The organism is Streptomyces sp. NPDC090021, assembly GCF_044748225.1.
Classification (GTDB): Bacteria; Actinomycetota; Actinomycetes; order Streptomycetales; family Streptomycetaceae; genus Streptomyces.
Genome location: NZ_JBIVFO010000017.1, coordinates 93,857 through 117,480, shown reverse-complemented (window position 1 = coordinate 117,480; position 23,624 = coordinate 93,857). Strand labels below are relative to the sequence as shown.

Genomic DNA, 23,624 nt, shown 5'->3' with positions numbered 1-23,624 from the left:
CTGCACGTTTACCCCTCGGAACGGCTCGCGCTAGGCGGGCGTCTTCAATACCGTCCGCACATGGCTGCCACACTGCCATGTCCACCACACCTCAGCGCAAGGAGTCCGCCACCTCATGGACAGCAGCACGACCGCCGGCCTGTGGGACCGGCTCACGGGCATGCAGGCCGCACCGGACCGGTGGCTGGTGATCGCGACCGGGCTGGTCGCGCTGGCCGCCGTGGGCCCCCGCCCGCTGTGGCGGCTCTCGCGCAACGCCATCACCATCGCGCACGAGGGCGGGCACGGCCTGCTGGCGCTGCTCACCGGCCGACGGCTGAGCGGGATACGCCTGCACTCCGACACCAGCGGCGTGACCGTCAGCCGGGGCAGGCCGACGGGGCTGGGCATGATCCTGACCGCGGCCGGCGGGTACACCGCGCCCTCGCTGCTCGGTCTGGGCGGGGCGGCCCTGCTGTCCGGGCACCGGATCACGCTGCTCCTGTGGGCGGCCACCGCCCTGCTGCTGGCGATGCTGGTGATGATCCGGAACGCGTACGGGGCACTGACGGTGGTACTGACCGGCGGAACCTTCCTGCTGGTGTCGTGGCTGGCCCCGGCCGAGGTGCAGGCGGGCTTCGCCTATCTCGTCGTGTGGTTCCTGCTGCTCGGCGGGGTCCGGCCGGTCTTCGAGCTGGGCGCCAAGCGGCGGGGCGGCGGGGCACCCGATTCCGACGCCGACCAGCTGGGGCGCCTCACCCACCTGCACCCCGTGGTGTGGCTGCTCTTCTTCCACGTCGTCGCCCTGTGCTCGCTGGCGGGCGGCGGGCGCTGGCTGCTCGGCCTGTGACCACCCTCTGAGACCGGAAGGCGATCAAGATCCGGGTCCGGAGGAAGCCACTAAAGTGGGGGCCATGACCGAGACCCCCGCCCCTGCCCTCTGGCCCGCTCCGCTCGCCGATGGGACCGTCCACGCCACCGTCACGGTGCCGGGGTCCAAATCGGTCACCAACCGCGCCCTCGTGCTCGCCGCCCTCGCCTCCGAGCCGGGCTGGGTGCGCCGCCCGCTGCGCTCGCGCGACTCCCAGCTGATGTCGGACGCGCTGCGCGCGATGGGCGTGGGCATCGAGGAGACCGTCTCCTCCAGCTCCGCCGGCGCCGACGCGAGCGGCGAGGCCTGGCGGATCATCCCGGCGGCCCTGCACGGACCGACGACGGTGGACGTCGGCAACGCGGGCACGGTCATGCGCTTCCTGCCGCCCGTCGCCACCCTCGCCGACGGCGACATCCGCTTCGACGGCGACCCGCGCTCCTACGAGCGTCCGCTCGGCCAGGTCATCACCGCCCTGCGCACGCTCGGCGCCCGGATCGACGACGACGGCCGCGGCGCACTGCCCATGACCGTCCAGGGCGGCGGGGCGCTGGAGGGCGGCACGGTCGAGATCGACGCCAGCAACTCCTCCCAGTTCGTCTCGGCGCTGCTGCTCTCCGCCCCGCGCTTCAACCAGGGCGTCGAGGTCCGGCACGTGGGCGGCAACCTGCCGTCGATGCCGCACATCCGGATGACCGTGGAGATGCTGCGCGCCGCGGGCGCCCAGGTGGACACCCCCGAGGCCGGCGGCGAGAAGGACGTGTGGCGGGTCGCCCCGAGCGCCCTGCTCGGCCGCGACATGGTCGTGGAGCCGGACCTGTCCAACGCGCAGCCCTTCCTGGCCGCGGCCCTGATCACGGGCGGCACGGTCACCGTTCCCGACTGGCCGCGCCGCACCACGCAGCCCGGTGACGCGCTGCGCCGGATCTTCACGGAGATGGGCGGGTCCTGCGAACTGACCGACGCGGGCCTGGTCTTCACCGGCAGCGGGAAGATCCACGGCATCGACGTGGACCTGAGCGAGGTCGGCGAGCTCACCCCGGGCATCGCGGCGGTGGCGGCCCTGGCCGACTCCGAGTCGGTGCTGCGGGGCGTCGCCCACCTGCGGCTGCACGAGACGGACCGGCTGGCCGCGCTGACCAAGGAGATCAACGCGCTCGGCGGTGACGTCACCGAGACCGAGGACGGCCTGCGCATCCGGCCGCGCCCGATGCACGGCGGGGTGTTCCACACGTACGAGGACCACCGGATGGCCACCGCCGGCGCGGTGATCGGCCTCGCCGTGGAGGGTGTGCGGATCGAGAACGTCGCCACGACGGCGAAGACCCTGCCGGACTTCCCCAGGATGTGGACGGACATGCTGGCCGGGGACGCGGGACCCGAAGCGGGTGCGGGAGCGTAGGGCACGTCATGCGCAGGTACGGCAAGCACACCGACGAGGACGACATCCGCCAGCGCCCGAACCCCAAGGGCAACCGGCCCCGGACGAACATCCGGCCCAAGCACGAGGACGCCTCCGAGGGCTTCGTCCTGACCGTCGACCGCGGCCGGCTGACCTGCCTGGTCGACGGCCGCACGGTCACCGCGATGAAGTCCCGGGAGCTGGGCCGCAAGGCCGCGGTCGTCGGCGACCGGGTCTGGATCGTCGGTGACCTGTCCGGCAGGAAGGACACGCTCGCGCGGATCGTGCGGATCGAGGAGCGCAAGTCCGTCCTGCGGCGCACCGCGGACGACGACGACCCGTACGAGCGGGTGGTCGTCGCCAACGCCGACCAGCTGGCGATCGTCACGGCCCTGGCCGATCCGGAGCCGCGGCCCCGGATGATCGACCGCTGCCTGGTGGCGGCGTACGACGCCGGGCTGGAGCCGCTGCTGGTGCTCACCAAGTCCGACCTGACCTCCGCGGACAAGATCCTGGAGATCTACGCGACGCTGGGCCTGGCCTACGTGGTCACCAACCGTGAGGAGCTGGCCGCCGGTGACGCGGCCGAGCGGGTCCGCGAGCGTCTGACCGGTCGGATCACCGCCTTCGTCGGCCACTCCGGCGTCGGGAAGACCACGCTGGTCAACTCGCTGGTCGCCGAGGGCCGCCAGCGCGCCACCGGGCACGTGAACGCGGTCACCGGCCGCGGCCGGCACACGACCACCTCCGCGCTGGCGCTGCCGCTGCCCTCGGGTGACGGCTGGGTCATCGACACCCCCGGCGTGCGCTCCTTCGGTCTGCACCACGTGGACCCGTCCCGGGTGATCCTGGCCTTCCCGGACCTGGTTCCCGGTACGGAGGAGTGCCCGCGCGCGTGCAGTCACGACGAGCAGGACTGCGCGCTCGACCAGTGGGTGGAGGACGGCCACGCGGATCCGGCGCGGCTGTATTCGCTGCGGCGGCTGCTGGAGACGCGGGAGCGGCGCGAGGGCGACTGACCGACCCGGCGGCCGTGCCGTGTTTGCCGGGGGACCTGTCGGGAAAAGTGCATAATCGCACCAAGTGACGCGATGTCACATGACGCGGGGAGGCATTCGCCATGGCGTGGCTGCTGGTCGTCGTCGCCGGACTCCTGGAGACCGGTTTCGCGGTCTGCCTCAAGCTCTCCCACGGATTCACCCGGCTCTGGCCGACCATCGCCTTCGCGTGCTTCGCGCTCGGCAGCTTCGGCCTGCTGACCCTGGCCCTCAAGAAGCTGGACGTGGGTCCGGCGTACGCGGTCTGGACGGGCATCGGCGCGGCCGGCACGGCGATCTACGGCATGGTCTTCCTCGGGGACGTGGTCTCCACCCTCAAACTCGTCTCGATCACGCTGGTCATCCTGGGGGTCGTCGGCCTCCAGCTGTCCGGTTCGGCGCACTGAGCAGCCCGATCAGCTCGCCCGCCCCCGGCTCCTCCCCCGGAGCGATCACGTAGGAGAGGGCGAGTCGTACCGCCAGCTCGCACCGCTGCGGGCCCTCACCCGGCGTGAGGGCGGCGGCGGCCCGGTCGCGCACGGCCCGGGCGAGGTCACCGGGCCCCGGTTCGCTCCGGCTCGCGGCGGGCAGACCGGGCCCCCAGCTGCCGGTGAGCAGGGCCCGGACGAGGGGCTGCGCGCGGGCCGCCCGTACGGTCCACTCGGCGACCGCGGCGAGCCGCTCGGGGGCCCGCAGCGCGGTGTTCAGCGCCCGGTCCACCCCGTCCAGGTACCGGTCGGCCTCGCGCCGCACCAGGGCGCGTCCGAGCCCCGCCTTGCCGCCGAACTCGTTGTAGAGGGTCTGCCGCGACACCCCGGCCGCGGCGGCCACGTCGACCATCCTCACGTCCGGCCAGGGGCGCGCCGCGAGCGCCGCCCCCGCCGCGTCCAGCAAGGACTCCCGCGCTGCCGGCATCCGCACCTCCCCGCTCGGCTCTCCGGCCAGAGTTGACGGGGTGCCAGACCCTGTCAAGGGCGCGCCCGCTGTCAAGGGGCCCGCACGGCCGCACTGTGGACGCCGTTGGCCGGGGTCCCGGAGTCTCGCTACTGTTCGGGCATGCCCGAGTATGACGATGACCTGCGCCTCGCCCTCGAACTCGCCGACGCGGCGGACGTCGCCACGATGGAGCGGTTCCGCGCCCTCGACCTGGTGGTCGAGACGAAGCCGGACATGACCCCGGTGAGCGAGGCGGACAAGGCCGCGGAGGAGGTCGTCCGGGCGGGCATCACCGCGGCCCGGCCCGACGACGCCGTCCTGGGCGAGGAGTACGGGCTCAAGGGCGGCGGCCCGCGCCGCTGGGTCGTGGACCCGATCGACGGTACGAAGAACTACGTGCGGGGGGTCCCCGTCTGGGCGACCCTGATCTCCCTGATGGCGGAGGGCGAGGACGGGGTGTTCCGCCCCGTGGTCGGCGTGGTGTCCGCACCCGCGCTGGGCCGCCGCTGGTGGGCGGCGCAGGGCTCCGGCGCGTACTCGGGCGGCGCGCTCGGCGAGCCCACCCCGATCGGCGTGTCCCGGGTGGGGGAGCTGGGCGACGCCTCGTTCGCCTACTCCTCGCTGAGCGGCTGGGAGGAGCAGGGGCGGCTGCCCGGCTTCCTGGACCTGACGCGGGCGTGCTGGCGCACCCGCGGCTACGGCGACTTCTGGCCGTACATGATGGTCGCGGAGGGCTCCCTGGACCTGTGCGCCGAGCCGGAGCTGAACCTGTGGGACATGGCCGCCATCGCGGTGGTGGTCCAGGAGGCGGGCGGCCGTTTCACCAGCCTCGACGGCGTCGACGGCGTGCACGGCGGGAACGCCGCGGCCTCGAACGGGCTGCTCCACGAGGAGATGCTCGGCCTGCTCCGCCCGCGCGCCTGACGCGCCCGGGCGCCGGCGCGCTCCTTTCGTACGCCTCCTTGCTGGCCCTCGCGGTCCGTGGGAATCTGAGAATCCCCCCGCTTGTGCGCTTGTGAAACGTTTCTCTTGAGACGTTCCACCGGTCGCACCCACCCCGGCGCGGGGGCTCACCCCCAGGAGGTGGCTCTCTTCATGCTCGTCCGTGACGCCATGAGCACCGTGATCCTCACCCTCGGACCCGCACACACCCTCCGGCAGGCGGCCTGCCTGATGTCCGGCCGGCGCATCGGCGCGGCCGTCGTCCTCGACCCCGACCACAGTGGAATCGGCATCCTGACCGAGCGCGACATCCTCAACTCGATCGGCGCGGGCCACGACCCCGACCAGGAGTCGGTGGGCGCGCACACCACCAACAACGTCGTCTTCTGCACCCCGGACGCCACCCTGCAGGAGGCTGCGGAGGCGATGGCCCACGGCGGTTTCCGGCACATGATCGTCCTGGAGGACGGCGGACCGGTGGGCATCGTCTCCGTGCGCGACGTCATCCGCTGCTGGGTTCCGGCGCGGCGCACGGTGTCCGCGTGAAACGGCGCCGGGCCGCAGCCCTCCGAAAGAGGGCCGCGGCCCGGCGTTCCGCCACGGCAGGCGGTGTCCGTCAGCCGCGGAGGGCCTGGACCGCGGCGTCGAGCCGCTTGCCGAAGTCGCCGTCCGCCCGGCGGAAGTTGTCGATCGCGCGCTCGACGATGTCGTCGCGGGAGACCTTGGCGATGAAGCCGGAGAGGTTCTCGATCAGACGGGTCTTCTCGTCCTCGGAGTACAGCCGGTAGAGGTTGCCGGCCTGGACGAAGTCGTCGTCCTCGCTGTGCACGGGGGCGGCGTGGTTGCCCGTGCCACCGGTGACCGCGACCGGCTGCCACAGCGGGCGGCCGGTCTCGTGCGGGCCGCCGAAGCTGTTCGGCTCGTAGTTCTTCGCACCCTTGTGACGGCCGTCGTAGAGGTACCCGTCGCGGGAGTTGGTGCGCGCCTCGGTGGCGTGCGGACGGTTGACCGGCAGGTGGTCGGCGTTGATGCCGACGCGGTAGCGGTGGGCGTCGCCGTAGCCGAAGAGACGGCCCTGGAGCATCTTGTCGGGGGACGGGCCGATGCCGGGGACGAAGTGCGCCGGGGAGAAGATGGACTGCTCGACCTCGGCGAAGACGTTCTCCGGGTTGCGGTTGAGCTCCAGCCTGCCGATCTCGATCGGCGGGTAGTCCGCGTGCGGCCACACCTTGGTGAGGTCGAACGGGTTGAAGCGGTAGGTCGCCGCGTCGGCCGCCGGCATGATCTGGACCTGCACGGTCCAGGTCGGGAAGTCCCCGCGCTCGATGGCCTCGCGCAGGTCGCGCTGGTGGCTGTCGGGGTCCTCACCGGCCAGGGCGTTGGCCTCGGCCTGGGTGAGGTTCTTGATGCCCTGGTCGGTCTTGAAGTGGTACTTGACCCAGAAGACCTCGCCGGCCTCGTTGTTCCACTGGAACGTGTGCGAGCCGTAGCCGTTCATGTGGCGGTAGGACGCCGGGATGCCGCGGTCACCGAACAGCCAGGTCACCTGATGGGTGGACTCGGGCGACAGGCCCCAGAAGTCCCAGACGTTGTCCGCCTCCTGCGAGCCCGTGTACGGGTCGCGCTTCTGGGTGTGGATGAAGTCGGGGAACTTGATGGCGTCCTTGATGAAGAACACCGGGGTGTTGTTGCCGACGAGGTCGTAGTTGCCCTCCTCGGTGTAGAACTTCAGCGCCCAGCCGCGGGGGTCGCGCACCGCGTCCGCGCTGCCCAGGTTGCCCGCGACGGTGGAGAACCGCAGGAAGGTCTCGGTCTGCTTGCCGACCTCGGAGAGGAACGCGGCACGCGTCCACTGCGAGACGTTGCGGGTCAGCGTGAAGGTGCCGTACGCGCCCGCGCCGCGGGCGTGCACCACGCGCTCCGGGATGCGCTCGCGGTTGAAGTGGGCGAGCTTCTCCAGCAGGAGCTGGTCCTGGACCAGAACGGGACCGCCGACGCCGGCCGTCTCGCTGTTCTGGTTGTCGGCCACCGGCGCCCCGGCCTCCGTGGTGAGCGGTCCCTGCGTCACGTGCGCCTCCTGCGTCATTGCTGCATGTCCTGTCCTTGGCGTTCGCCGTACTCGATCCTACGATGGACTTTGTCTAAGTCAAGTAAGCATCCAAATCCGCATCGGTTCGGGAGTTACACCGAATCCCCTCGCTGTTAGGCTGATGTCCATGAGTGACCTGCTGGAACGACTTCGCGGACGCGGCTGGCGCATGACGGCACAGCGGCGCGTCGTGGCCGAGGTGCTCGACGGTGACCACGTGCACCTGACGGCCGACGAGGTGCACGCGCGCGCCGTGGCCAAGCTGCCCGAGATCTCGCGCGCGACCGTCTACAACACGCTGGGCGAACTGGTCTCCCTCGGCGAGGTCCTGGAAGTCGCCACGGACCGGCGCGCCAAGCGGTACGACCCGAACGCCCACCGGCCCCACCAGCACCTGGTGTGCGCCCGGTGCGGCGCCATCCGCGACGTCCACCCAGCCGGCAACCCCCTGGCGGACCTGCCCGACTCCGAGCGCTTCGGCTTCGTCGTGTCGGCGGTCGAGGTCACCTACCGCGGCGTCTGCCCGAACTGCGCGGGCGCCTGACCCCGGACACACGAGGGCCCGGACCCTGAGGGTCCGGGCCTTTTCTCTCCCTGGGGCGCTTCGCCGACGGAAACGACCCCGGAAACGCCTCAGGGCCCGGATCCATGGGATCCGGGCCCTGAGGCTTCAGTAGCGGGGACAGGATTTGAACCTGCGACCTCTGGGTTATGAGCCCAGCGAGCTACCGAGCTGCTCCACCCCGCGTCGGTGAACCCCACGTTACGTGAACGCCCCCGGCAGATGCAAATCGGTTAACCCGGGGCCGTCTCACGCCGAGAGTTCCTCCGCCAGCGCCTCGCGCAGCCGGGCCGCACGCTCGGAGACCTCCGCCGGGCCCAGTTCCATGGCGCGGGCGCACCACTTCTGGCCCTCCGCGAGGTCCCCGTGGCGGGCCGCCAGCAGGCCGAGGCGCAGGGCGGCGCGCCCGTGGCCGGCCACCGCCGCGCGGGTCCACCACAGGGCGGCCTCCGGCTCGCTCCCCTCGCGGGCCAGCAGCAGCCCCAGGTTGAACGCGCCGTTGCGGGACCCGGCCTCGGCCGCCTCGCGGTACCAGCGGGCGGCGGACTCCATGTCGCCGCGCGCTGCCGCCAGCATGCCGACGCGCACCTGGGCCCGGCGGTGCCCCAGCTCGGCGGCCCGCTCGTACCACTCCTCGCTCTCGGTGCGCGGGGCGCTGCCGACCGGCTCACCCAGCGCCGGCGGCTCCGGCGGCGGGGCCAGCGACTCCAGCAGCGCGGCCAGGCGGAACGCCGCCTCCGCGCTGCCGCCGCCGGCCGCGCAGCGCAGGTGCCGCTCGGCGGCCCGCTCCTCGCCGTCCCGTACCAGCGCGATGCCGACCTGGAGGGCGGCGTCGGTGTGGCCGGCCGAGGCGGCCCGCTCGTACCACTTCAGTGCCGTACGGTCCTCGTCACGGCTGGCGAAGAGGATGCCGAGGTTGAAGGCGGCGTCGACGCTGCCCGCCTCCGCGGCCTTGGAGAACCACGGCTCGGCGCCCGCCGCGTCGCCGACCTGGAGCAGCATGATGGCCAGCGCGTTGGCCGCCTCGCGGTGTCCGGCGTAGGCCGCCCGCCGGTACCACTGCTCGGCCTGCGCGGTCCGGTCCTGTGCCGCGCACAGCAAAGCAAGGTTGTACGCCCCGTTTTGATCTCCGGCGTCCATGGCGGTCCGGTACCAGCGCTCCGCGGTCTGGGTCTCGCCGCGCGCGGCGTGCAGCGCACCCAGGGCGTTCGCGGCGTTGCCGTCGCCGTCCTTCGCCGCCCGGTGCCACCACGCCGCCGCGCTCTCCTCGTCGCCGGCGTCGCGCAGCAGGAAGCCGAGCGCGCACGCGGCCCGCGCCTCGCCCTGCTTGGCGGAGGTCAGGTACCAGCGTCCGGCCTCCTTGAGCTCACCGCGCGCCTCCAGCAGGGCGCCCAGGTGCAGCGCCGCGCGCCGGTGCCCGCGGGCGGCGGCCTGCCGGTACCACTGCTCGGCCTCGGCGGGGTCGCCCTTGCGCAGGTGCCTGGCCAGCCGGTAGGCGGCCTCGCGGTGGCCCTGTTCGGCGGCGGCCCGGAACCACTGCTCCACGCCCTTGTCCCCGCGGTGCTCCAGCAGGTCGGCCAGCCCGTACGCGCCCAGCGCATGGCCGGATTCCGCCGCCTGGCGCAGCCAGTACTCGGCGGCCGGCTCGTCGCCGCGCTCGCGGAAGTGGCGGCCCAGGGCATGCGCGGCGGGTGCGGATCCGGCCACGGCGGCGACCCGCCACCAGCCGGCGGCCTCGTCGGGGTAGCCGCGCTGGAGCAGCAGCACGCCCAGGTTGTTGGCGGCGGCGCGGTCGCCCTCGCCGGTGGCCCCGCGCAGGTACGGCTCGGCGCCGTCCAGGTCCCCGCGGCGCAGCAGCAGCGCGCCGAGCACGCTCATGGCACCGGGGTCGCCCTTGTCGGCGGCCACCCGGTGCCGGGCTTCCAGCTCGGCGTCGCTCGCCGCGTCGGTCTCGGCGAACATCTCCTGCGCGAAATCTGCATCGGTCAGCGCGGACTGCGTGCCGGCGACCGGTGCCGACTCGTTGGCTTCTTCGCCCGCTTCGGCCTGCGCCCTCACAAACCGCCCTGTCTCCAGCAGAGTTGACCTGTCCCCCATAAATCCCATCGTCGCATCACCTGCTACCCGCGTACACCTGGTATGTCGCAGTCAGTGAGGTCACTACAGCGTTTTGTCGACATGCCCACAGTGGGGTAAGTCAAACACGCTCCTGCCCCAACTCACCCGCCCCAGCTACCGCGTGTCCCGTCCGGACATGACGAAGGCCCGGATCCCATGGATCCGGGCCTTCGTCTTCAGTAGCGGGGACAGGATTTGAACCTGCGACCTCTGGGTTATGAGCCCAGCGAGCTACCGAGCTGCTCCACCCCGCGTCGGTGAAACAACAGTATCACGACGCGGGACGGAGCCCTCACCCTTTGATCATCAGCCGCCCGACGGAGGGGGCGTGGCCTTCGCCTCGGCCTCGATCGCCCTCTTCAGCGCGGCCTTGATGTCGTCCTGGGCCTTGCCGAAGGCCGCCCAGTCACCGGCCTGCCTGGCCTTCTCGGCCTCCTCGATCGCCTTCTGGGCGTCGGAGAGGGCCGCCTTGACCGTCGGGTCCTGATTGGTCGGGGGCGTGACGGTGCCCTCGCCCGGCGGCTGCTCCGGCGGCACCGGCGTGGTCGGGGCCTCGGCCCCGAAGACCACGTTCAGCGCCTTCTCCAGGGTGTCCTCGAAGGCGGTCTGGCCGCCGTAGGTCACGAGCACCTTGCGCAGCAGCGGGTACTTCAGCCCGGAGCTGCGGACATACACCGGCTCCACGTAGAGCATGCCGCCGTCGAGCGGCACCGCGAGCAGGTTGCCGTACTCGATCTCCGAGTCACCGCCGCGCAGCAGCCTGATCGACTCGGCGATCTTCGGCTCGGACTGGAACTTGCTCTGCACCTGACCGGGGCCGTCCGGCGGCTTGCTGGTCGGCATCTTCAGGATGCGGATCTTGCCGTAGTCCGGGGTGCCGGGATCGGCGTTGACCGACATGAAGGCGCTCAGGTTGGGCCGCTCGTTCGGCGTGAAGGTCGACGTGAGCGAGAAGACCTGGTCCTTCTCCTGCTGGCCCGGCATCTTCATCGACAGGTAGTACGGCGGAACCGCCGTGCCGGCCTTGGTCGTCGGGTCGTCCGGGACGGCCCAGGCCTCACTGCCGCTGAGGAAGGTCTGCGGGTCGGTGACGTGGTACCGGGTCAGCAGCTCGCGCTGCACCTTGAAGAGGTCCTGCGGGTAGCGGAGGTGGTCCATGAGCGGCTTGTCGATCTCGCTCTTGGGCTTCACCGTGCCCGGGAACGCCTTCATCCAGGTCTTCAGGACCGGGTCCTGGGTGTCCCACTGGTACAGGTCGACCGAGCCGTCGTAGGCGTCGACGGTGGCCTTCACCGAGTTGCGGATGTAGTTGACCTGGTTCTCCTGGGCGACCACCGCGCGCTGGCTGTTGGTCAGCGAGTCCGCGGTGCTCTGGCCCAGCGTGGTGCGCGAGGCGTACGGGTATCCGTTGGTGGTCGTGTACGCGTCGACGATCCACTTGATCCGGCCGTCGATCACCGCCGGGTAGGGTGCGCCGTCGATGGTCAGCCACGGCGCGACGGCCTCGACGCGATCCTTGGGGGTGCGGTTGTAGAGGATCCGGGAGCCCTCGCCGATGGCACCCGAGTACAGGATCTGCGGCTCGCTGAACGCCAGCGCGTAGGCGGCCCGGTTGACCGGGTTGTCCAGGTTGACACCGGAGTCGCCCTGGTAGCTCGTCTCCTTCTCGCCCTTGTCGTCGGAGTAGTCGAGCTCCTTCTGCGGACCGCCGACGATCGAGTACTGCTTCGTCTGCTCGCCGTAGTAGATGCGCTGCTCGAAGTCCGTGCCGAACATCCCCTTGGAGGGGAGGTCGGACTGGGTGAAGTCGGGCGCGCCCTGATTCCCGACCGTGGTGCCCTTGGCCGCGACCACGCCGTAGCCGTGCGTGTACTTGAAGTGGTCGTTGATCCAGTTGTTCTTCGGGATGCCGCCGATGTTCAGCTCGCGCAGCCCGATGACCGTGTCCTGGCCGCTGTACCGGTCGACGGCCAGCGTGGACGGGAAGGCGTAGTAGCCCTTGACCTGCTGGAGCTGCTGGAAGGCGGGCGAGACGATGTTCGGGTCGAGGAGGCGGATACTGGCCGTCGAGTCGGCCAGCGCCCGCACCTTGGTCCGGTCCTCCGTTTGCGGGGTCCCCGGGTAGTCGGTGACCTCGGAGCCGGCGATCCCGTAGGCGTCACGCGTCGCCTTGATGTTCTTCTGGACGTACGGGGATTCCTTGGCCTGCTCGTTCGGCTGGACCTGGAACTTCTGCACGATCGCCGGGTAGAGCCCGCCGATCAGGATCGCCGAGAGCACCATCAGGCCGAAGCCGATCACCGGCAGCTGCCAGGTGCGGCGCCACAGCGTCGCGAAGAACAGCACGGCGCAGATCGCGGCGATGGCCACGAGGATCGTCTTCGCCGGCAGGTAGGCGTTCGCGTCGACGTACCGCAGGCCCGTCCAGTTGTCGGCGGCCTTGAAGTCGCTGGACTTCACGGCGAGGCCGTACCGGTCGAGCCAGTACGCGACCGCCTTAAGCGTGACGAAGAGGCCGAGCAGCACCGAGAGGTGCCCGGTCGCGGCCGCGGTGGCCCGGGCGCCCGGGCTGGTCACGCGCAGTCCGCCGTACAGGTAGTGCACGACGGTCGCGGCGATCACCGACAGGACGACGGCGGCGAAGCCGAAGCCCAGCAGGAAGCGGTACCAGGGCAGGTCGAAGGTGTAGAAGGACACGTCCATCTGGAACTGGGGGTCCTTCGTGCCGAAGGGCACCCCGTTCACGTACATGAGCCAGGTCTTCCACTGACCGGCCGCCGAGGCTCCGGCGATCAGCCCGACGAGCACCGAGATGCCCAGGAGCAGCCACTTCTTGTACGGGGCGATGCTCATCCGGTAGCGATCGAGGCTCTGCTGCTCCATCGACATCGCGCTGAGCGGCGGCCGCAGCCGGTGCGCCAGCCAGATGTTCAGCCCGACCGCACCCGTCATCAGCAGGCCGAAGACGGCGAAGAGGCCGATCTTGGTCCACAGGGTGGTGGTGAAGACGGTGGTGTACTTCAGGGAGCGGAACCAGAGCCAGTCCGTCCAGAAGCCGGCGAACATGATGAAGAGCATTCCCAGGACGGCGAGCACGCCCAAGGTCATAAGGAGAGTGCGAGCACGCCGGGAGGGGCGTCCGACTCTCATCCGTGGCCCGGAAGGGCCTCCGCCGCGGTCCGGCATCTGGAAAGCCAAGGTGCGCACCTCGAAAGTCGCTGAGTACTGGTATTGAACGGACCCCCGATCGTAGAGCCCATTCATGCAACTTACTCAGGCCCCGGTCAGTTCCCGGTATGGGGCGGAAAGGAGGCAGGATGTTGTCCATGTCCAACGTTTCGCCTTCCCCCACACCGCCCGAGAAGCCGACTCCGTCGGCGGGACCCATGGCGGCGAGCCCGCTGACCCGCGCCTGTCTCGAGATCGACGAGTACGCGGCCGGCCTCGGCTGGGACAAGCCCGCGCGGCTGTTCGCGCTGGTCGACACCGCCCGGCTCAAGAAGCAGGAGCCGCGCCTGGCCTCCCAGCTCGGCCTCGACACGGACGACGCCGGCCAGAGCTCCCTCACCCCGATCGAGCAGGACACGGTCCCGTCCGGCACCCCGCTCGACAGGTTCCTGGGCACCATCGCCTGGCCGGACGCCGTCGTCGGGTGCGCGCTGACCGTCGAGCGCCTGATGCTGCCGCCGTCCGCGGAGGCCTCCGTACCGGAGGGGCTGACCGACAAGCAGCTGTCGAAGTGGGTCGCCGGGCACCCGGAGCGGCAGGAGGTCCGCATCACCGTGGCGGTGCTGCGCGACGGCTCGCGCGAGTCCGCCGTACGGCTGCGCGAGAAGGACTCCTCGACGGAGGTCCTCACCGGCGGGGGCCTGGTCCCGGGTCTCGCCGAGGCCCTGGCCGCGACCTTCGCGTAGGCGACGCCCGGGCGGCCCGGGGAGGCGGACCGGTCAGGGCTTGGCGCTGCACTGCGGCAGCCCGGCCGTGTCCCCCTTGCGGATCTTCTCCAGCGACTTCGTGGCGTCGTCGATGGTGGAGACCTTCACCAGCGTCAGCCCGTCCGGCACGTTGGAGGCGGCGGAGGCGCAGTTGTCGGCGGGGGTGAGGAAGTACTCCGCGCCGGCCTTGCGGGCCCCGATGGTCTTCATCTGGATGCCGCCGATGGGTCCGACCTTGCCGCCGTCGTCGATGGTGCCGGTGCCGGCGATGAACTTCCCGCCGGTCAGGTCCTCGGGGGTCAGCTTGTCGACGATGCCGAGGGCGAACATCAGCCCGGCGCTCGGACCGCCGACGTCGGCGAGCTTGATGTCGATCGTGAACGGGAAGGTGTGGTCGCTGCCGGCCCGGATGCCGACGATCGCACGGCCGTCGCCCTCCGCCTTGCCCGCCGTGATCGTGACCTTGGAGGTGCCGGCGGGCTCGCGGCCCGCCTTGGCCGCCGCGGCGGCCTCGGCGGCGGGAATGATGGTGAATTCAACCGTTTCGCCCGGCTTGTGCTTGGTGACGAGCCCGGCCACGTCCTCGGGAGCGGTGACGGGGGCGCCGTCGACGGCCTTGACCACGTCACCGGCGTGCAGCCGGCCCTCGGAGGGGCTGTCCTTGACCACGGAGGCGACGATCACCCGGGCGGTGACGGGGATGCCGAGCTGCTTGAGGGCCGCGACCTTGGCGCTCTGCTGCGACTGGCTGAACTCCTCGGCGTTCTCCTGGGTGGACTCCGCGTCGGTCTTGCCGTTCGGGTAGAGGTTCTCGTGCGGCACGACGATGTTGTCGCCGGCGAGCCAGCCGTAGACGGCCTCCACCAGGTTCATGTCGTAGTCGGCGCCCGTGACGCGGACCGTCGTCATGTTCAGGTGACCGCTGGTCGGGTACGTCTTGCGCCCCGAGATGTTGAGAACGGGCTCGCCGTGCGAGTCCCCGAGCGTGTTCACGGTCGGTCCGGGGCTCATCTCGGAGTACGGGACCTTGATGAACACCCCCGCGCAGAGCAGCGCGAACAGCACCAGGGTGGAGGCGAGCATCGTCGCGGTGCGGCGTGGCATGGATCCGACAGTACGGGACGGCCCCGGCGAGCGGCCCTCGGGGCCGGTCCGTACGGGGTCCGTGCGCGAAACTCTCAGCGGATTCTCACGGGGTGCGCGGTGCGGAGCTCAAGTGGGGATGGGGATGGAGCGGGGAGGGATGCCCCGCGCCGGGTCAGGCGGCGTCAGACGGTGTCGGAGGCGGAAGCGGCCTCGGCTTTCGCCCTGACCTGATCGGCACTGCCATGCCCCTGGCCGTTGCCCATGGCTTCGCGGAACCGTGCGTATCCCGCGAGCTCGGATATGTCGCCCTGCGTGCGGTCGCGTGCCGCCCAGCTGCCCCATATCGCCGCGCCGATCGCGGCGAACAGAGGAATCAGCAACCACGCCAGAGATGCCATGGCGTGCCTCCCTACCCCGAAGTGCGTTTCGTTGGTGGCTTCAACGCTCCTGCCCGTGGGGGGGTTACGCAAATCGAGGGCGTGTTGCGCGGCCGAACGGGTGCGAGGCTACCGGCCGACCGCCGGCGCCCCGCGACCGGGTCGGCCCTTCGGGCCACCGGCGAAGATCCCCTCCCCGACGACCCTCCTCGCACTGTTCGGCGCCGGGGCGGCGCCTCCCGGGCCGCGGGCGCCCGCGCCGCGCCTCAGCAGGCGCCGACCCACTCCTCCGAGCCGTCGGCGAAGGTCTGGTGCTTCCAGATCGGGACCTCGTGCTTGAGGTCGTCGATCAGCATCCGGCAGGCCTCGAAGGCCTCCCCGCGGTGCGGGCAGGAGACCGCGACGACCACCGCGAGGTCACCGACGGCGAGATCGCCCACGCGGTGCACCGCAGCCAGCGCGCGGACCGGGTACTTCGCCACGACGCGCTCGGCGACCCGGCGCATCTCGGCCTCCGCCGTCGGGTGGCAGGAGTAGCCGAGCGACTCGACGTCCGCCCCGGCGTCGTGGTTGCGCACCGTGCCGACGAAGAGCGTCGTGCCGCCCGTGGCGTCGTCGCCGACGGCACGGAAGACCTCGTCGATCGAGAGCGGGGTGTCACGGATCTCGAGCAGCCGGACGGGGTCCTGGGCGGCCTGCTCGCCGGGGTGGTCGAAGTGCGGTGCCATACCGTCCATCGTGCCCCACCCGCCGACCCGGCGAAATAGCTGATTCGCCCGGCCCGCGGCCCCCGCCTTGGGATCCTCCTACAGGATCCGGCGCCGCGCGATCAGATCCCGCGGCGCTTGCGGGCCAGGCGGACGGCGGCGGCCGCGCCCAGCAGGGCCACCGTCGCGCCCGCCGCACCGGCGGCCGTGGCGGCGTCCCTGCGGCCCAGTCGGCGGCCCGCGACCGTGTGGCGGCCCGCGACCTCCTGGAGGAGCTCGGCGAGGACCTCCTCGTTGGTCCACCGCGGCCGCCAGCCCGCCGCGTGCAGGCCGCTGACGCTGACCACCCAGGGGTGCATCGTGTACGCGAGGTCGCCGGCCGGGGACGGGGTCAGACCGATGCGGTGCAGACGGGCCGCGGCGCCCAGCGCCACCGCCGAGGGCAGCTCCATGCGGCGGATGCCGCTCAGCTCCTCGACCTCCTCCTGCTCCAGCCACCCCTCGCAGCCCACTGCCAGTTCGCCCTCGACCTTCTCCAGGGCCGCGTACTCCAGGGCGCTGACCAGGTCCTCCACGTGGCAGAACTGCCAGGTGGGGCGGGAGCCCGCGACGACGAGCAGGCGCGGGGACTCGAAGTACCGGGTCAGGGCGGTGTCGGTGCCGCCGACCAGGACCGCGGGCCGGACCACGGTGACGTTGAGCCCGGGGTGGGCGCGGGGCGCCCGGCGGCCGAGGCGCTCGATCTCCAGCAGGTCCCCGACGCCGGTCGCCTCGGCCGTGGCGCGCAGCTCGGAGTCCTCCGACAGCGGGATGTCGTTGTCGGGCAGGGCCCCGTAGACCATCGCGGACGTGCAGAGCACGACCCGGTGCACGCCGGCCGCGGCGGCCGCCGTGAGGACGGTCTGGGTCCCGCGCACGTTGTACGCCGTACGGGCCGCCGGGTCCGTCTCCAGGTCGAGGTCCAGGGCGAGGTGAACCACGACGTCGGCGCCGCGCAGCTTCTCGGCGATCGCGGGGTCGCGTACGTCGAGCACGTGCCACTGCGCCGCCGCGCAGTCCCCGCGCCGCTCGTCGATGGCGACGACCTGCTTGACCTCGTCCGAGGCGGCGAGGCGGCCCACGAGGGCCGCGCCGACGCCCGAGGCGGCGCCGGTCACGGCGATCACGGGGCTGGGCCGACGGGGCCCGTCCGGGTTTCGCGGCTGGCGAACGCCAGGGGCGCCGTCACCCTGCTCGGGGCGGTCGTCGTCCTGCGTCGCGCGGCTGCGCTTATCCGAAACGTGCGGATCTGGGGAACTCACCGGGCGTCTCCAGCGGTTGTCTTCAGTAGGGACGCGCCGTGACGCGTACCCACCAGGTGATGTCCATCCTGCCGCAGCCCAGGAGTCGGCGGAGCACCGAGCCCGGATGCGGGCCGCGGTGTCTACGCTGGGTGGTGTTGTCGGACCATTGCCCGTCGGCACCCGCCGACGGCCCTACGAGCCGAGGAAACCCGTGAGCGACACCCCATTCGGATTCGGCCTTCCGCCGGAGGAGCCGGACAACGGCGACGAAGGCAAGAAGAAGGGCAACCAGGGCGGTCAGGGCGGCCCGAATCCGTTCGGGTTCCCCGGCATGGGCCTGCCCGGCGGCCCGGGCGGCCCCGGTGGAGCGGACAATCCGTTCGCCGCGATGTTCGGCTCGATGAACCCGAACGACCTCGGCGCGGCCTTCCAGCAGCTCGGCCAGATGCTCAGCTACGAGGGCGGTCCCGTGAACTGGGACATGGCCAAGGACATCGCCCGCCGGACCGTCGCGCAGGGCACGGCGGACGGCGTGAAGGACACGAGCGTCGGCATCGCCGAGAAGTCGGCCGTCGAGGAGGCCGTGCGCCTGGCCGACCACTGGCTGGACGGCGTGACCTCGCTGCCGTCGGGTGCCACCACGGCCGTGGCCTGGAGCCGGGCCGAGTGGGTGGAGGCCACCCTCCCGGTGTGGAAGGAGCTCGTGGACCCGGTCGCCGAACGCGTCGGCGCGGCCATGGGCGGCGTGCTGCCGGAGGAGATGCAGGCCATGGCGGGCCCGCTGCTCGGCATGATGCGCTCCATGGGCGGGGCCATGTTCGGCCAGCAGATCGGGCAGGCCGTCGGCGTCCTGGCCGGTGAGGTCGTCGGCTCGACCGACATCGGGCTGCCCCTGGGTCCGGCGGGCAAGGCCGCGCTGCTGCCGCTGAACATCGAGGGCTTCGGCAAGGACCTGGGCGTGCCCTCGGACGAGGTACGGCTGTACCTGGCGCTGCGCGAGGCGGCCCACGCCCGCCTGTTCGCGCACGTGCCGTGGCTGCGTTCGCACCTGTTCGGGGCTGTCGAGGGCTACGCCCGGGGCATCAAGGTGGACACCTCGAAGCTGGAGGACGTGGTCGGGCAGCTGGACCCGTCCAACCCGGAGCAGCTCCAGGAGGCCCTGCAGGGCGGCATGTTCCAGCCGCAGGACACCCCCGAGCAGAAGGCCGCCCTGGCCCGTCTGGAGACGGCGCTCGCGCTGGTCGAGGGCTGGGTCGACGCGGTGGTGCACGAGGCCGCCAAGCCCCGGCTGACCTCGGCGGACGCGATGCGCGAGACCATGCGCCGGCGGCGCGCCTCGGGCGGCCCGGCGGAACAGACCTTCGCGACGCTGATCGGTCTGGAGCTGCGTCCGCGCCGGCTGCGCGACGCCTCCCGGCTGTGGGCGTCGCTGACCGACGCGCGCGGTGTGGACGGCCGCGACGGGCTGTGGGAGCACCCGGACATGCTGCCCACGGCGTCCGACCTGGACGACCCGGACGGCTTCGTGCACCGCGAGCAGCTGGACTTCTCCGAGATCGACAAGATGCTCGGCGAGGCCGCCGAGAAGCGTGGGCAGCAGGGCGACGGCGAGGACGAAGAGAAGAAGTGAGCCTCCACGACGACGCGGTCCTGGTCCTGAAGGGCTACGAGGACCAGAGCGAGCTGCGCGACCTCTACCTGGAGCACCTGGCCGCCCACCCGGACGGGGTCTACAAGCCCTGCGGGGCGGGGCACGTCACGGGCAGCGCGCTCGTGATCGACCCGGTGGGCGAGCGGGTGCTGCTGACCCTGCACAGGAAGCTGGGCATGTGGCTGCAGATGGGCGGCCACTGCGAGCCCGGTGACACGACGATGGAGGACGTGGCCCTGCGCGAGGCCCGCGAGGAGTCCGGCATCGAGCACGGTCTGACCCTGGTGCCCGGCGGCCCGGTGCGCCTGGACCGGCACCCCATCCCGGCGCCCTGCAACTGGCACCTGGACGTGCAGTACGCGGCGCTCGCCCCGGCCGGTGCGGTGGCGGAGGTCAGCGAGGAGTCCCTGGACGTGCGCTGGTTCCCGTACGAGGAGGTGGCCTCGGTGGCGGACACCTCGGTCGTGCTGCTGCTGGAGGCGACCCTGGCGCGGCTCGACGCCACCGGCTGAGCCGGCGGGCCGGTGCCACGGGCTGAGCCCGCGGGCCGGTCCCGGCGTGACGAAGGGGCGGTCCCGTGTGGGGGCCGCCCCTTTCGCCGCCCGGATCAGTTCCAGGCGTTGTTCTGGTTCTGGGCGTGGGAGCCGTGCTGGCCCATGCCGAACTGCGCGGCGACGCCCTGGGCGACCTGGGCGTTCTGCGGCGGCAGCGCCTCGCTGGGCTGCACCAGCGCGATACCGGTGCCGAGGAAGCTGAGTTCCCAGCCCTCGCCGGTGTTGCCGCGCCGCCGCCAGACTCCGCTGGAGTGCGTCTGGGCCTGCATCTGCACCCGCAGCGAGGTGGACCAGGCGACGATGGCGTCCGCGTCGACGTTGACGTACTTGTCGGGCGTGACGTGCATCATCAGCGGCTGCCCGGAGGTCATCAGCGCGACCTTGCCGCGGCCGGAGATGTTGAGCTGGTACTTGCCGGACCCGGAGATCCCGTACTGGCTGTCCACCGCGATGACCTCGGTGTGCAGGGTGGAGTCCAGGGCCAGGACGTAGCTGCTGTCGACCGTGAGGCCCTCCTGGTCCACGTCCACGACGTGGACGTACTGGGCCAGGTTGGCGAGGTAGACCGTGCCCTGCCCGGAGCAGCGCATGAGGTCCAGGCCCTCGCCGGTGCGGCGGCGGGCGCCCCGCTGGCTCGCCGTCTGGTACTCGCCGTCGAAGTCGACGAGCCCCTGGTAGGCGACCATCGCGCCCTTGCGGGCGAGTACGTCGTCGGAGCCCGTCAGCGAGACCCGCAGCAGCTGCGGGTTCTGGACGGTGTACCGGTCCTGGGACTGCGCCTCGGCGTGGGCGAAAAGTGCGCTCTGCATGATGTGTCCGCTCCCCCTCAGCCCCGGACCCGGAGCCGGTCGGTGCTGTCCTCGCTGGGCTGTACGACGACGATGCCCTGGCCGGAGAAGGCCATCTGGTAGGCCTCTCCACTGCCCCGGCCGATCATGGACGAGGCCTTGAAGCTGCGCTTGCCCTTGACCTTCAGGTTCGGCGACCAGGCGACGAGCGCGTCGGGGTCGACGTACGTCTCGTCCTCGCCGCGGCCGCAGTCGACCACGATCGGGGTGCCGCGCGAGGTCAGGGCGACCCAGCCGGTGCCCGCGACCTGGACGTTGAAGAGGCCCTGGCCGGCGAACTTCGCCAGGCCCTTGACGCGCTCGACGCCCCACTGGAGGTGCGCGTCGAAGGCGAGCAGGTTGGTCCCGTTGACCGAGAGCGAGTCGTTGTCGAGGTTGATGACGACGACGTCGGCACCGTAGTCGGCGAGGTACAGGAGGCCGTCGCCGGTGCACTTCATCAGGGGTGCGCTCTCGCCCGTGGCCCACTGCGAGGCCCTCTGGCGTACGGCCGGCGGGTTGGGCTCGTACTGCACGAAGCCCTCGTAGGCGACCATCGAGCCGCTGCGGGCGAAGAGGTCCTGGCCGCTCTGCATGGCGACCTTGAGCATGGACCGCCCGTGGTTCTCCATGCGGGCCGTGACGGGGGTCGGGGCGAAGCCCGCGAGCTGCTGGTTCATTGCGTTCATGTCGGGCTCCCTCAGACCTCGTACGGCTGGACGACGATGAAGTTGCCGGGAGCACCGCGGAACTGGAGGTTCACGGTTTCCCCGCTGTGGCCGGGGTAGGCGGTGCGCCGCAGCCGGACCTGGCTGGAGAGGATCACCTGCGAGGCGGCCGACCACGCCACGATGGCGTTGCTGTCCGCGAAGGTGGTCGGGGTGACGGGCAGGACGACCGGGACGCCGTGCGTCTTGACGATCACCGTGCCGGTGCCCTGGAACTGCATGGTGAACAGGGCGCCGCCGGGAATGCCGTGGCCCTCGATCCGGCGGACCTCGTGCTGGAGGGACTCGTCGAAGGCGAGGACGTTCTCCGCGGAGACGCAGATGGCGTCGCCCTGGAGCTCGATGGCGTGCAGGTGCGCGCCGTTCTCGGCGAGGAAGACCTGGCCGCGGCCGGTGCAGCGCATCAGCTGCATCTCCTGGCCGGTGGCGTTGCCGACGATGCGGCCGGCGAAACCGGCGCCCTTGTAGCTGAAGTCGACCTTGCCCTGGTACAGGACCATGCTGCCCTGGCGGGCGAGGACGGCCTGGCCGCCCATCGCCAGGTCGACGCGCATGAGCTGCTGGTTCTGCGCGGTCCAGCGGGAGCCGGTCGGGGCCTCCTTGTACGGCTGGAGCGCCGCGGCGAGGCCGGCCGCGGGGGCGGCGGCCTGCGGGGCGTAGCCGGGCTGCTGGCCCGGAACCTGGCCCGGGATCTGGCCCGGGATCTGGCCGTAGCCCGGCTGCTGGCCGTAGGGGGCCGGGGCGGGCGGCGGCACCTGGCCCGGGTACTGGCCGGGGACCTGGCCGTACGAGGGCTGCTGCGGCGGCTGGCCGTACGGCGCGGGGGCGGGCGGGGCGAGCGGCGCGGCCATGGTGGGCGCGGCGTGCACCGGAGCGGGGGCCGGGGCCTGCGGGTACTGCGGCGGCTGGGGGGCGGCCGGCGCGGGGGGCGCGGGGGGTGCGCCGAAGGACGGGGCGGGGGCCGGGGCCTGCGGGGCCGGGGCGCCGAAGGCCGGGGCGGGAGCCGGAGCGGGAGCCTGCGGCGGCGGGGCGAAGCCGGGGGCGGCGGACGCCGGGGCCTGCTGCTGCGGCTGCTCCTGCTCCTCCGCGACCTCGCCGCCGAAGTTCTTCAGCAGGGCTTCCAGCCCGCCGTCGAAGCCCTGGCCGACCGCGGCGAAGCGCCACACGTCCTTCAGGTAGAAGTCGCCGAGCATCACGGCCCGCTCGGTGCTGAACTCCGCACCGGTGAACGCGTACCGGACGACCTCTTCGCCGCCGGCCACGATCCGGATGTAGCCCGGGCCGATCTGCGACATCTGTCCGGCGCCGTCGATCGTGGCGGTGAAGGAGAGCTTGTGGATGGACGGCGGGACGCGGTCCAGGGTCACCCGGAAGGATTCCGTGTCGCCGGACTGCGCGCCGAGCAGCTGAATGGACTCTTCCGGCGACTTCGGCTGATTGAAGAAAACGAAGTAACGGTCGTCCGAGAGCTGCTCGTTGGCGTCCAGGCCGAAACAGCTGATGTCGAAGGTGAGTCCGGGCCCGGCGATCTGGACGCCCACGTACAGATCGGTGCCCGCTGTGAGATCACTGACCTTGGCCTTGTGGCCGCGTTGGAATTCCCTTGCCATGCGTAACGACGTCCCCCATCCCGACTGAGCATTCGTGCCGCTCAGGCTAACGGCATCTGCCGACATCCGGCCAAGCCGGTACCAACCCGGTACACATCACGCTGTGTGACACGAAGGGCGGTCCGGAGGTCGGCCCGGGGACGGTCCGGAGGGCGGCCCGGCCGGGCCGCCCGGGCCCGCTCGCGTCATTCCTCGCGGGCGGCCGGCACCTTCGGCAGGCGCTCGGCCGCGACCACGCCCTCGAGGTATCCCCGGGCCCGTTCGGTGCGCGGGTACGCCTCCAGCAGTTCCCAGAAGCGGGGGCCGTGGCCGGGCACGAGGAGGTGGGCCAGCTCGTGCAGGAGCACGTAGTCGACGACGTACTCGGGCATGCCCTGGAGGCGGTGCGAGAGCCGGATGCTGCCTTCGGCCGGGGTGCAGGAGCCCCAGCGGGTGTTCTGGTTGGTGACCCAGCGGACCGAGCGGGGGCGGGCGCGGCCGTCGAAGTACTGCTCGGACAAACGCTCGGCCCGTTCGGTGAGTTCCGCGTCCCCGAGAGTGCGTTTGTTCTCCTGGGCGGCCAGCTTGTCGAGCATGACGCCCACCCAGCGCCGTTCCTCGGCCTCGGACATCCGGGCAGGGATGAGGACGACCGTACGGTCACCCTCGCGGTAGGCGGATACGGTCCTGCGGCGGCGCGCGCTCCGGCGGACTTCGACGGCGCGCGGCGGTGGGTCGGCGGACACGCCACGACGGTACCCGGTGTCGGCGGTGGAAGTCCCGCTCGTCCGCTGTTCGAACCCGGGTGGTTCGCAGCCGGTGCCCGAAGCGGCATTCCTCTTCATCTCATATGCCGAATACCTCCTGCCTGTGGACAAATTCCTGCACGGATTCCGGCGGAGGGGCAGTGTTGCCGGAGAGCGGGAAATCGGCGGCGCGGGTCCGCACGGA

General features: G+C 71.7%; 22 protein-coding genes and 2 tRNA genes. 10 read left to right on the top strand and 14 right to left on the bottom strand.

Going from position 1 to position 23,624, the window contains the following annotated elements:
• The first annotated feature begins 115 nt into the window (after positions 1-115).
• The 4 genes from ACIPXC_RS16145 to ACIPXC_RS16130 all read left to right on the top strand — a co-directional run bounded on the left by ACIPXC_RS16145 (position 116) and on the right by ACIPXC_RS16130 (position 3,696).
• On the top strand, positions 116-829 hold the full coding sequence (locus tag ACIPXC_RS16145) for a M50 family metallopeptidase (protein ID WP_401617839.1): 714 nt from the start codon (positions 116-118) through the stop codon (positions 827-829).
• Positions 830-893: 64 nt separating this feature from the next.
• The gene (gene aroA, locus ACIPXC_RS16140; protein WP_401617836.1) at positions 894-2,252 is read left to right on the top strand and encodes a 3-phosphoshikimate 1-carboxyvinyltransferase; all 1,359 of its coding nucleotides are present in this window, start codon (positions 894-896) and stop codon (positions 2,250-2,252) included.
• A gap of 8 nt (positions 2,253-2,260) precedes the next feature.
• Positions 2,261-3,271, top strand: coding sequence for a ribosome small subunit-dependent GTPase A (gene rsgA / locus ACIPXC_RS16135; protein WP_401617833.1), 1,011 nt, complete (start codon positions 2,261-2,263; stop codon positions 3,269-3,271).
• Positions 3,272-3,372: 101 nt separating this feature from the next.
• Positions 3,373-3,696: a multidrug efflux SMR transporter gene (locus ACIPXC_RS16130; protein WP_030771509.1), complete on the top strand. Its 324-nt coding sequence runs from the start codon at positions 3,373-3,375 to the stop codon at positions 3,694-3,696.
• On the opposite strand, the gene ACIPXC_RS16125 is transcribed toward ACIPXC_RS16130, so the two are convergent.
• Positions 3,650-4,204, bottom strand: a complete 555-nt coding sequence (locus ACIPXC_RS16125) for a TetR/AcrR family transcriptional regulator (RefSeq protein WP_401617830.1) — start codon at positions 4,202-4,204, stop codon at positions 3,650-3,652. The genes ACIPXC_RS16130 and ACIPXC_RS16125 overlap by 47 nt on opposite strands.
• A 141-nt stretch (positions 4,205-4,345) precedes the next feature.
• Here ACIPXC_RS16125 and hisN point away from each other — a divergent pair, with 141 nt between their 5' ends.
• Together hisN and ACIPXC_RS16115 are read left to right on the top strand one after the other, a co-directional pair.
• Positions 4,346-5,149: a histidinol-phosphatase gene (gene hisN / locus ACIPXC_RS16120; RefSeq protein ID WP_401617827.1), complete on the top strand. Its 804-nt coding sequence runs from the start codon at positions 4,346-4,348 to the stop codon at positions 5,147-5,149.
• 171 nt (positions 5,150-5,320) lie between these two features.
• Positions 5,321-5,713: a cyclic nucleotide-binding/CBS domain-containing protein gene (locus ACIPXC_RS16115; protein WP_401617952.1), complete on the top strand. Its 393-nt coding sequence runs from the start codon at positions 5,321-5,323 to the stop codon at positions 5,711-5,713.
• 70 nt (positions 5,714-5,783) lie between these two features.
• Here the strand turns inward: ACIPXC_RS16115 and ACIPXC_RS16110 are convergent, their stop codons facing one another.
• Complete coding sequence (locus tag ACIPXC_RS16110) at positions 5,784-7,253, bottom strand: catalase (protein ID WP_401617824.1); 1,470 nt, start codon at positions 7,251-7,253, stop codon at positions 5,784-5,786.
• A 130-nt stretch (positions 7,254-7,383) separates the two neighbouring features.
• Here ACIPXC_RS16110 and ACIPXC_RS16105 point away from each other — a divergent pair, with 130 nt between their 5' ends.
• Positions 7,384-7,800: a Fur family transcriptional regulator gene (locus tag ACIPXC_RS16105; RefSeq protein WP_030658790.1), complete on the top strand. Its 417-nt coding sequence runs from the start codon at positions 7,384-7,386 to the stop codon at positions 7,798-7,800.
• Positions 7,801-7,930: 130 nt separating this feature from the next.
• Here the strand turns inward: ACIPXC_RS16105 and ACIPXC_RS16100 are convergent.
• The 4 genes from ACIPXC_RS16100 to ACIPXC_RS16085 all read right to left on the bottom strand — a co-directional run bounded on the left by ACIPXC_RS16100 (position 7,931) and on the right by ACIPXC_RS16085 (position 13,122).
• A tRNA-Met gene (locus ACIPXC_RS16100) sits at positions 7,931-8,004 on the bottom strand.
• Between the two features lie 63 nt (positions 8,005-8,067).
• The gene (locus ACIPXC_RS16095) at positions 8,068-9,924 is read right to left on the bottom strand and encodes a tetratricopeptide repeat protein (RefSeq protein WP_401617820.1); all 1,857 of its coding nucleotides are present in this window, start codon (positions 9,922-9,924) and stop codon (positions 8,068-8,070) included.
• Positions 9,925-10,116: 192 nt separating this feature from the next.
• Positions 10,117-10,190: transfer RNA gene (locus tag ACIPXC_RS16090), tRNA-Met, on the bottom strand.
• A 52-nt stretch (positions 10,191-10,242) separates the two neighbouring features.
• Entirely contained in the window at positions 10,243-13,122 is a 2,880-nt protein-coding gene (locus ACIPXC_RS16085) for a UPF0182 family protein (RefSeq protein WP_401617949.1), read from the bottom strand.
• A 131-nt stretch (positions 13,123-13,253) separates the two neighbouring features.
• On the opposite strand from ACIPXC_RS16085, the gene ACIPXC_RS16080 reads away from it, so the two are divergent.
• On the top strand, positions 13,254-13,850 hold the full coding sequence (locus ACIPXC_RS16080) for a PPA1309 family protein (RefSeq protein ID WP_401617817.1): 597 nt from the start codon (positions 13,254-13,256) through the stop codon (positions 13,848-13,850).
• A 33-nt stretch (positions 13,851-13,883) separates the two neighbouring features.
• Here the strand turns inward: ACIPXC_RS16080 and ACIPXC_RS16075 are convergent, their stop codons facing one another.
• From ACIPXC_RS16075 to ACIPXC_RS16060, 4 genes are all read right to left on the bottom strand, one after another.
• Positions 13,884-14,975: a PDZ domain-containing protein gene (locus tag ACIPXC_RS16075; protein WP_401617815.1), complete on the bottom strand. Its 1,092-nt coding sequence runs from the start codon at positions 14,973-14,975 to the stop codon at positions 13,884-13,886.
• A gap of 164 nt (positions 14,976-15,139) precedes the next feature.
• Positions 15,140-15,355 carry a hypothetical protein gene (locus ACIPXC_RS16070; protein WP_037833721.1) on the bottom strand — a complete coding sequence of 72 codons (216 nt, stop codon included), beginning with the start codon at positions 15,353-15,355 and terminating at the stop codon, positions 15,140-15,142.
• 245 nt (positions 15,356-15,600) lie between these two features.
• The gene (locus ACIPXC_RS16065; RefSeq protein ID WP_401617811.1) at positions 15,601-16,062 is read right to left on the bottom strand and encodes a molybdenum cofactor biosynthesis protein MoaE; all 462 of its coding nucleotides are present in this window, start codon (positions 16,060-16,062) and stop codon (positions 15,601-15,603) included.
• Between the two features lie 101 nt (positions 16,063-16,163).
• Complete coding sequence (locus ACIPXC_RS16060) at positions 16,164-17,342, bottom strand: SDR family oxidoreductase (RefSeq protein WP_401617808.1); 1,179 nt, start codon at positions 17,340-17,342, stop codon at positions 16,164-16,166.
• Positions 17,343-17,535: 193 nt separating this feature from the next.
• Here ACIPXC_RS16060 and ACIPXC_RS16055 point away from each other — a divergent pair, with 193 nt between their 5' ends.
• Complete coding sequence (locus ACIPXC_RS16055; RefSeq protein ID WP_401617805.1) at positions 17,536-18,954, top strand: zinc-dependent metalloprotease; 1,419 nt, start codon at positions 17,536-17,538, stop codon at positions 18,952-18,954.
• Positions 18,951-19,487, top strand: coding sequence for an NUDIX hydrolase (locus ACIPXC_RS16050; protein ID WP_401617802.1), 537 nt, complete (start codon positions 18,951-18,953; stop codon positions 19,485-19,487). The genes ACIPXC_RS16055 and ACIPXC_RS16050 overlap by 4 nt, the downstream gene beginning before the upstream one ends.
• Positions 19,488-19,582: 95 nt before the next feature.
• Here the strand turns inward: ACIPXC_RS16050 and ACIPXC_RS16045 are convergent, their stop codons facing one another.
• The 4 genes from ACIPXC_RS16045 to ACIPXC_RS16030 form a co-directional block, all read right to left on the bottom strand.
• Positions 19,583-20,338, bottom strand: a complete 756-nt coding sequence (locus ACIPXC_RS16045; RefSeq protein ID WP_401617800.1) for an AIM24 family protein — start codon at positions 20,336-20,338, stop codon at positions 19,583-19,585.
• Between the two features lie 17 nt (positions 20,339-20,355).
• Positions 20,356-21,036: an AIM24 family protein gene (locus tag ACIPXC_RS16040; protein WP_401617946.1), complete on the bottom strand. Its 681-nt coding sequence runs from the start codon at positions 21,034-21,036 to the stop codon at positions 20,356-20,358.
• Positions 21,037-21,056: 20 nt separating this feature from the next.
• A complete protein-coding gene (locus tag ACIPXC_RS16035) occupies positions 21,057-22,694 on the bottom strand; it encodes a TerD family protein (protein WP_401617798.1) in 1,638 nt (545 codons plus the stop codon).
• Positions 22,695-22,879: 185 nt separating this feature from the next.
• Complete coding sequence (locus ACIPXC_RS16030) at positions 22,880-23,518, bottom strand: M48 family metallopeptidase (protein ID WP_401617795.1); 639 nt, start codon at positions 23,516-23,518, stop codon at positions 22,880-22,882.
• Between the last annotated feature and the right edge of the window lie 106 nt (positions 23,519-23,624).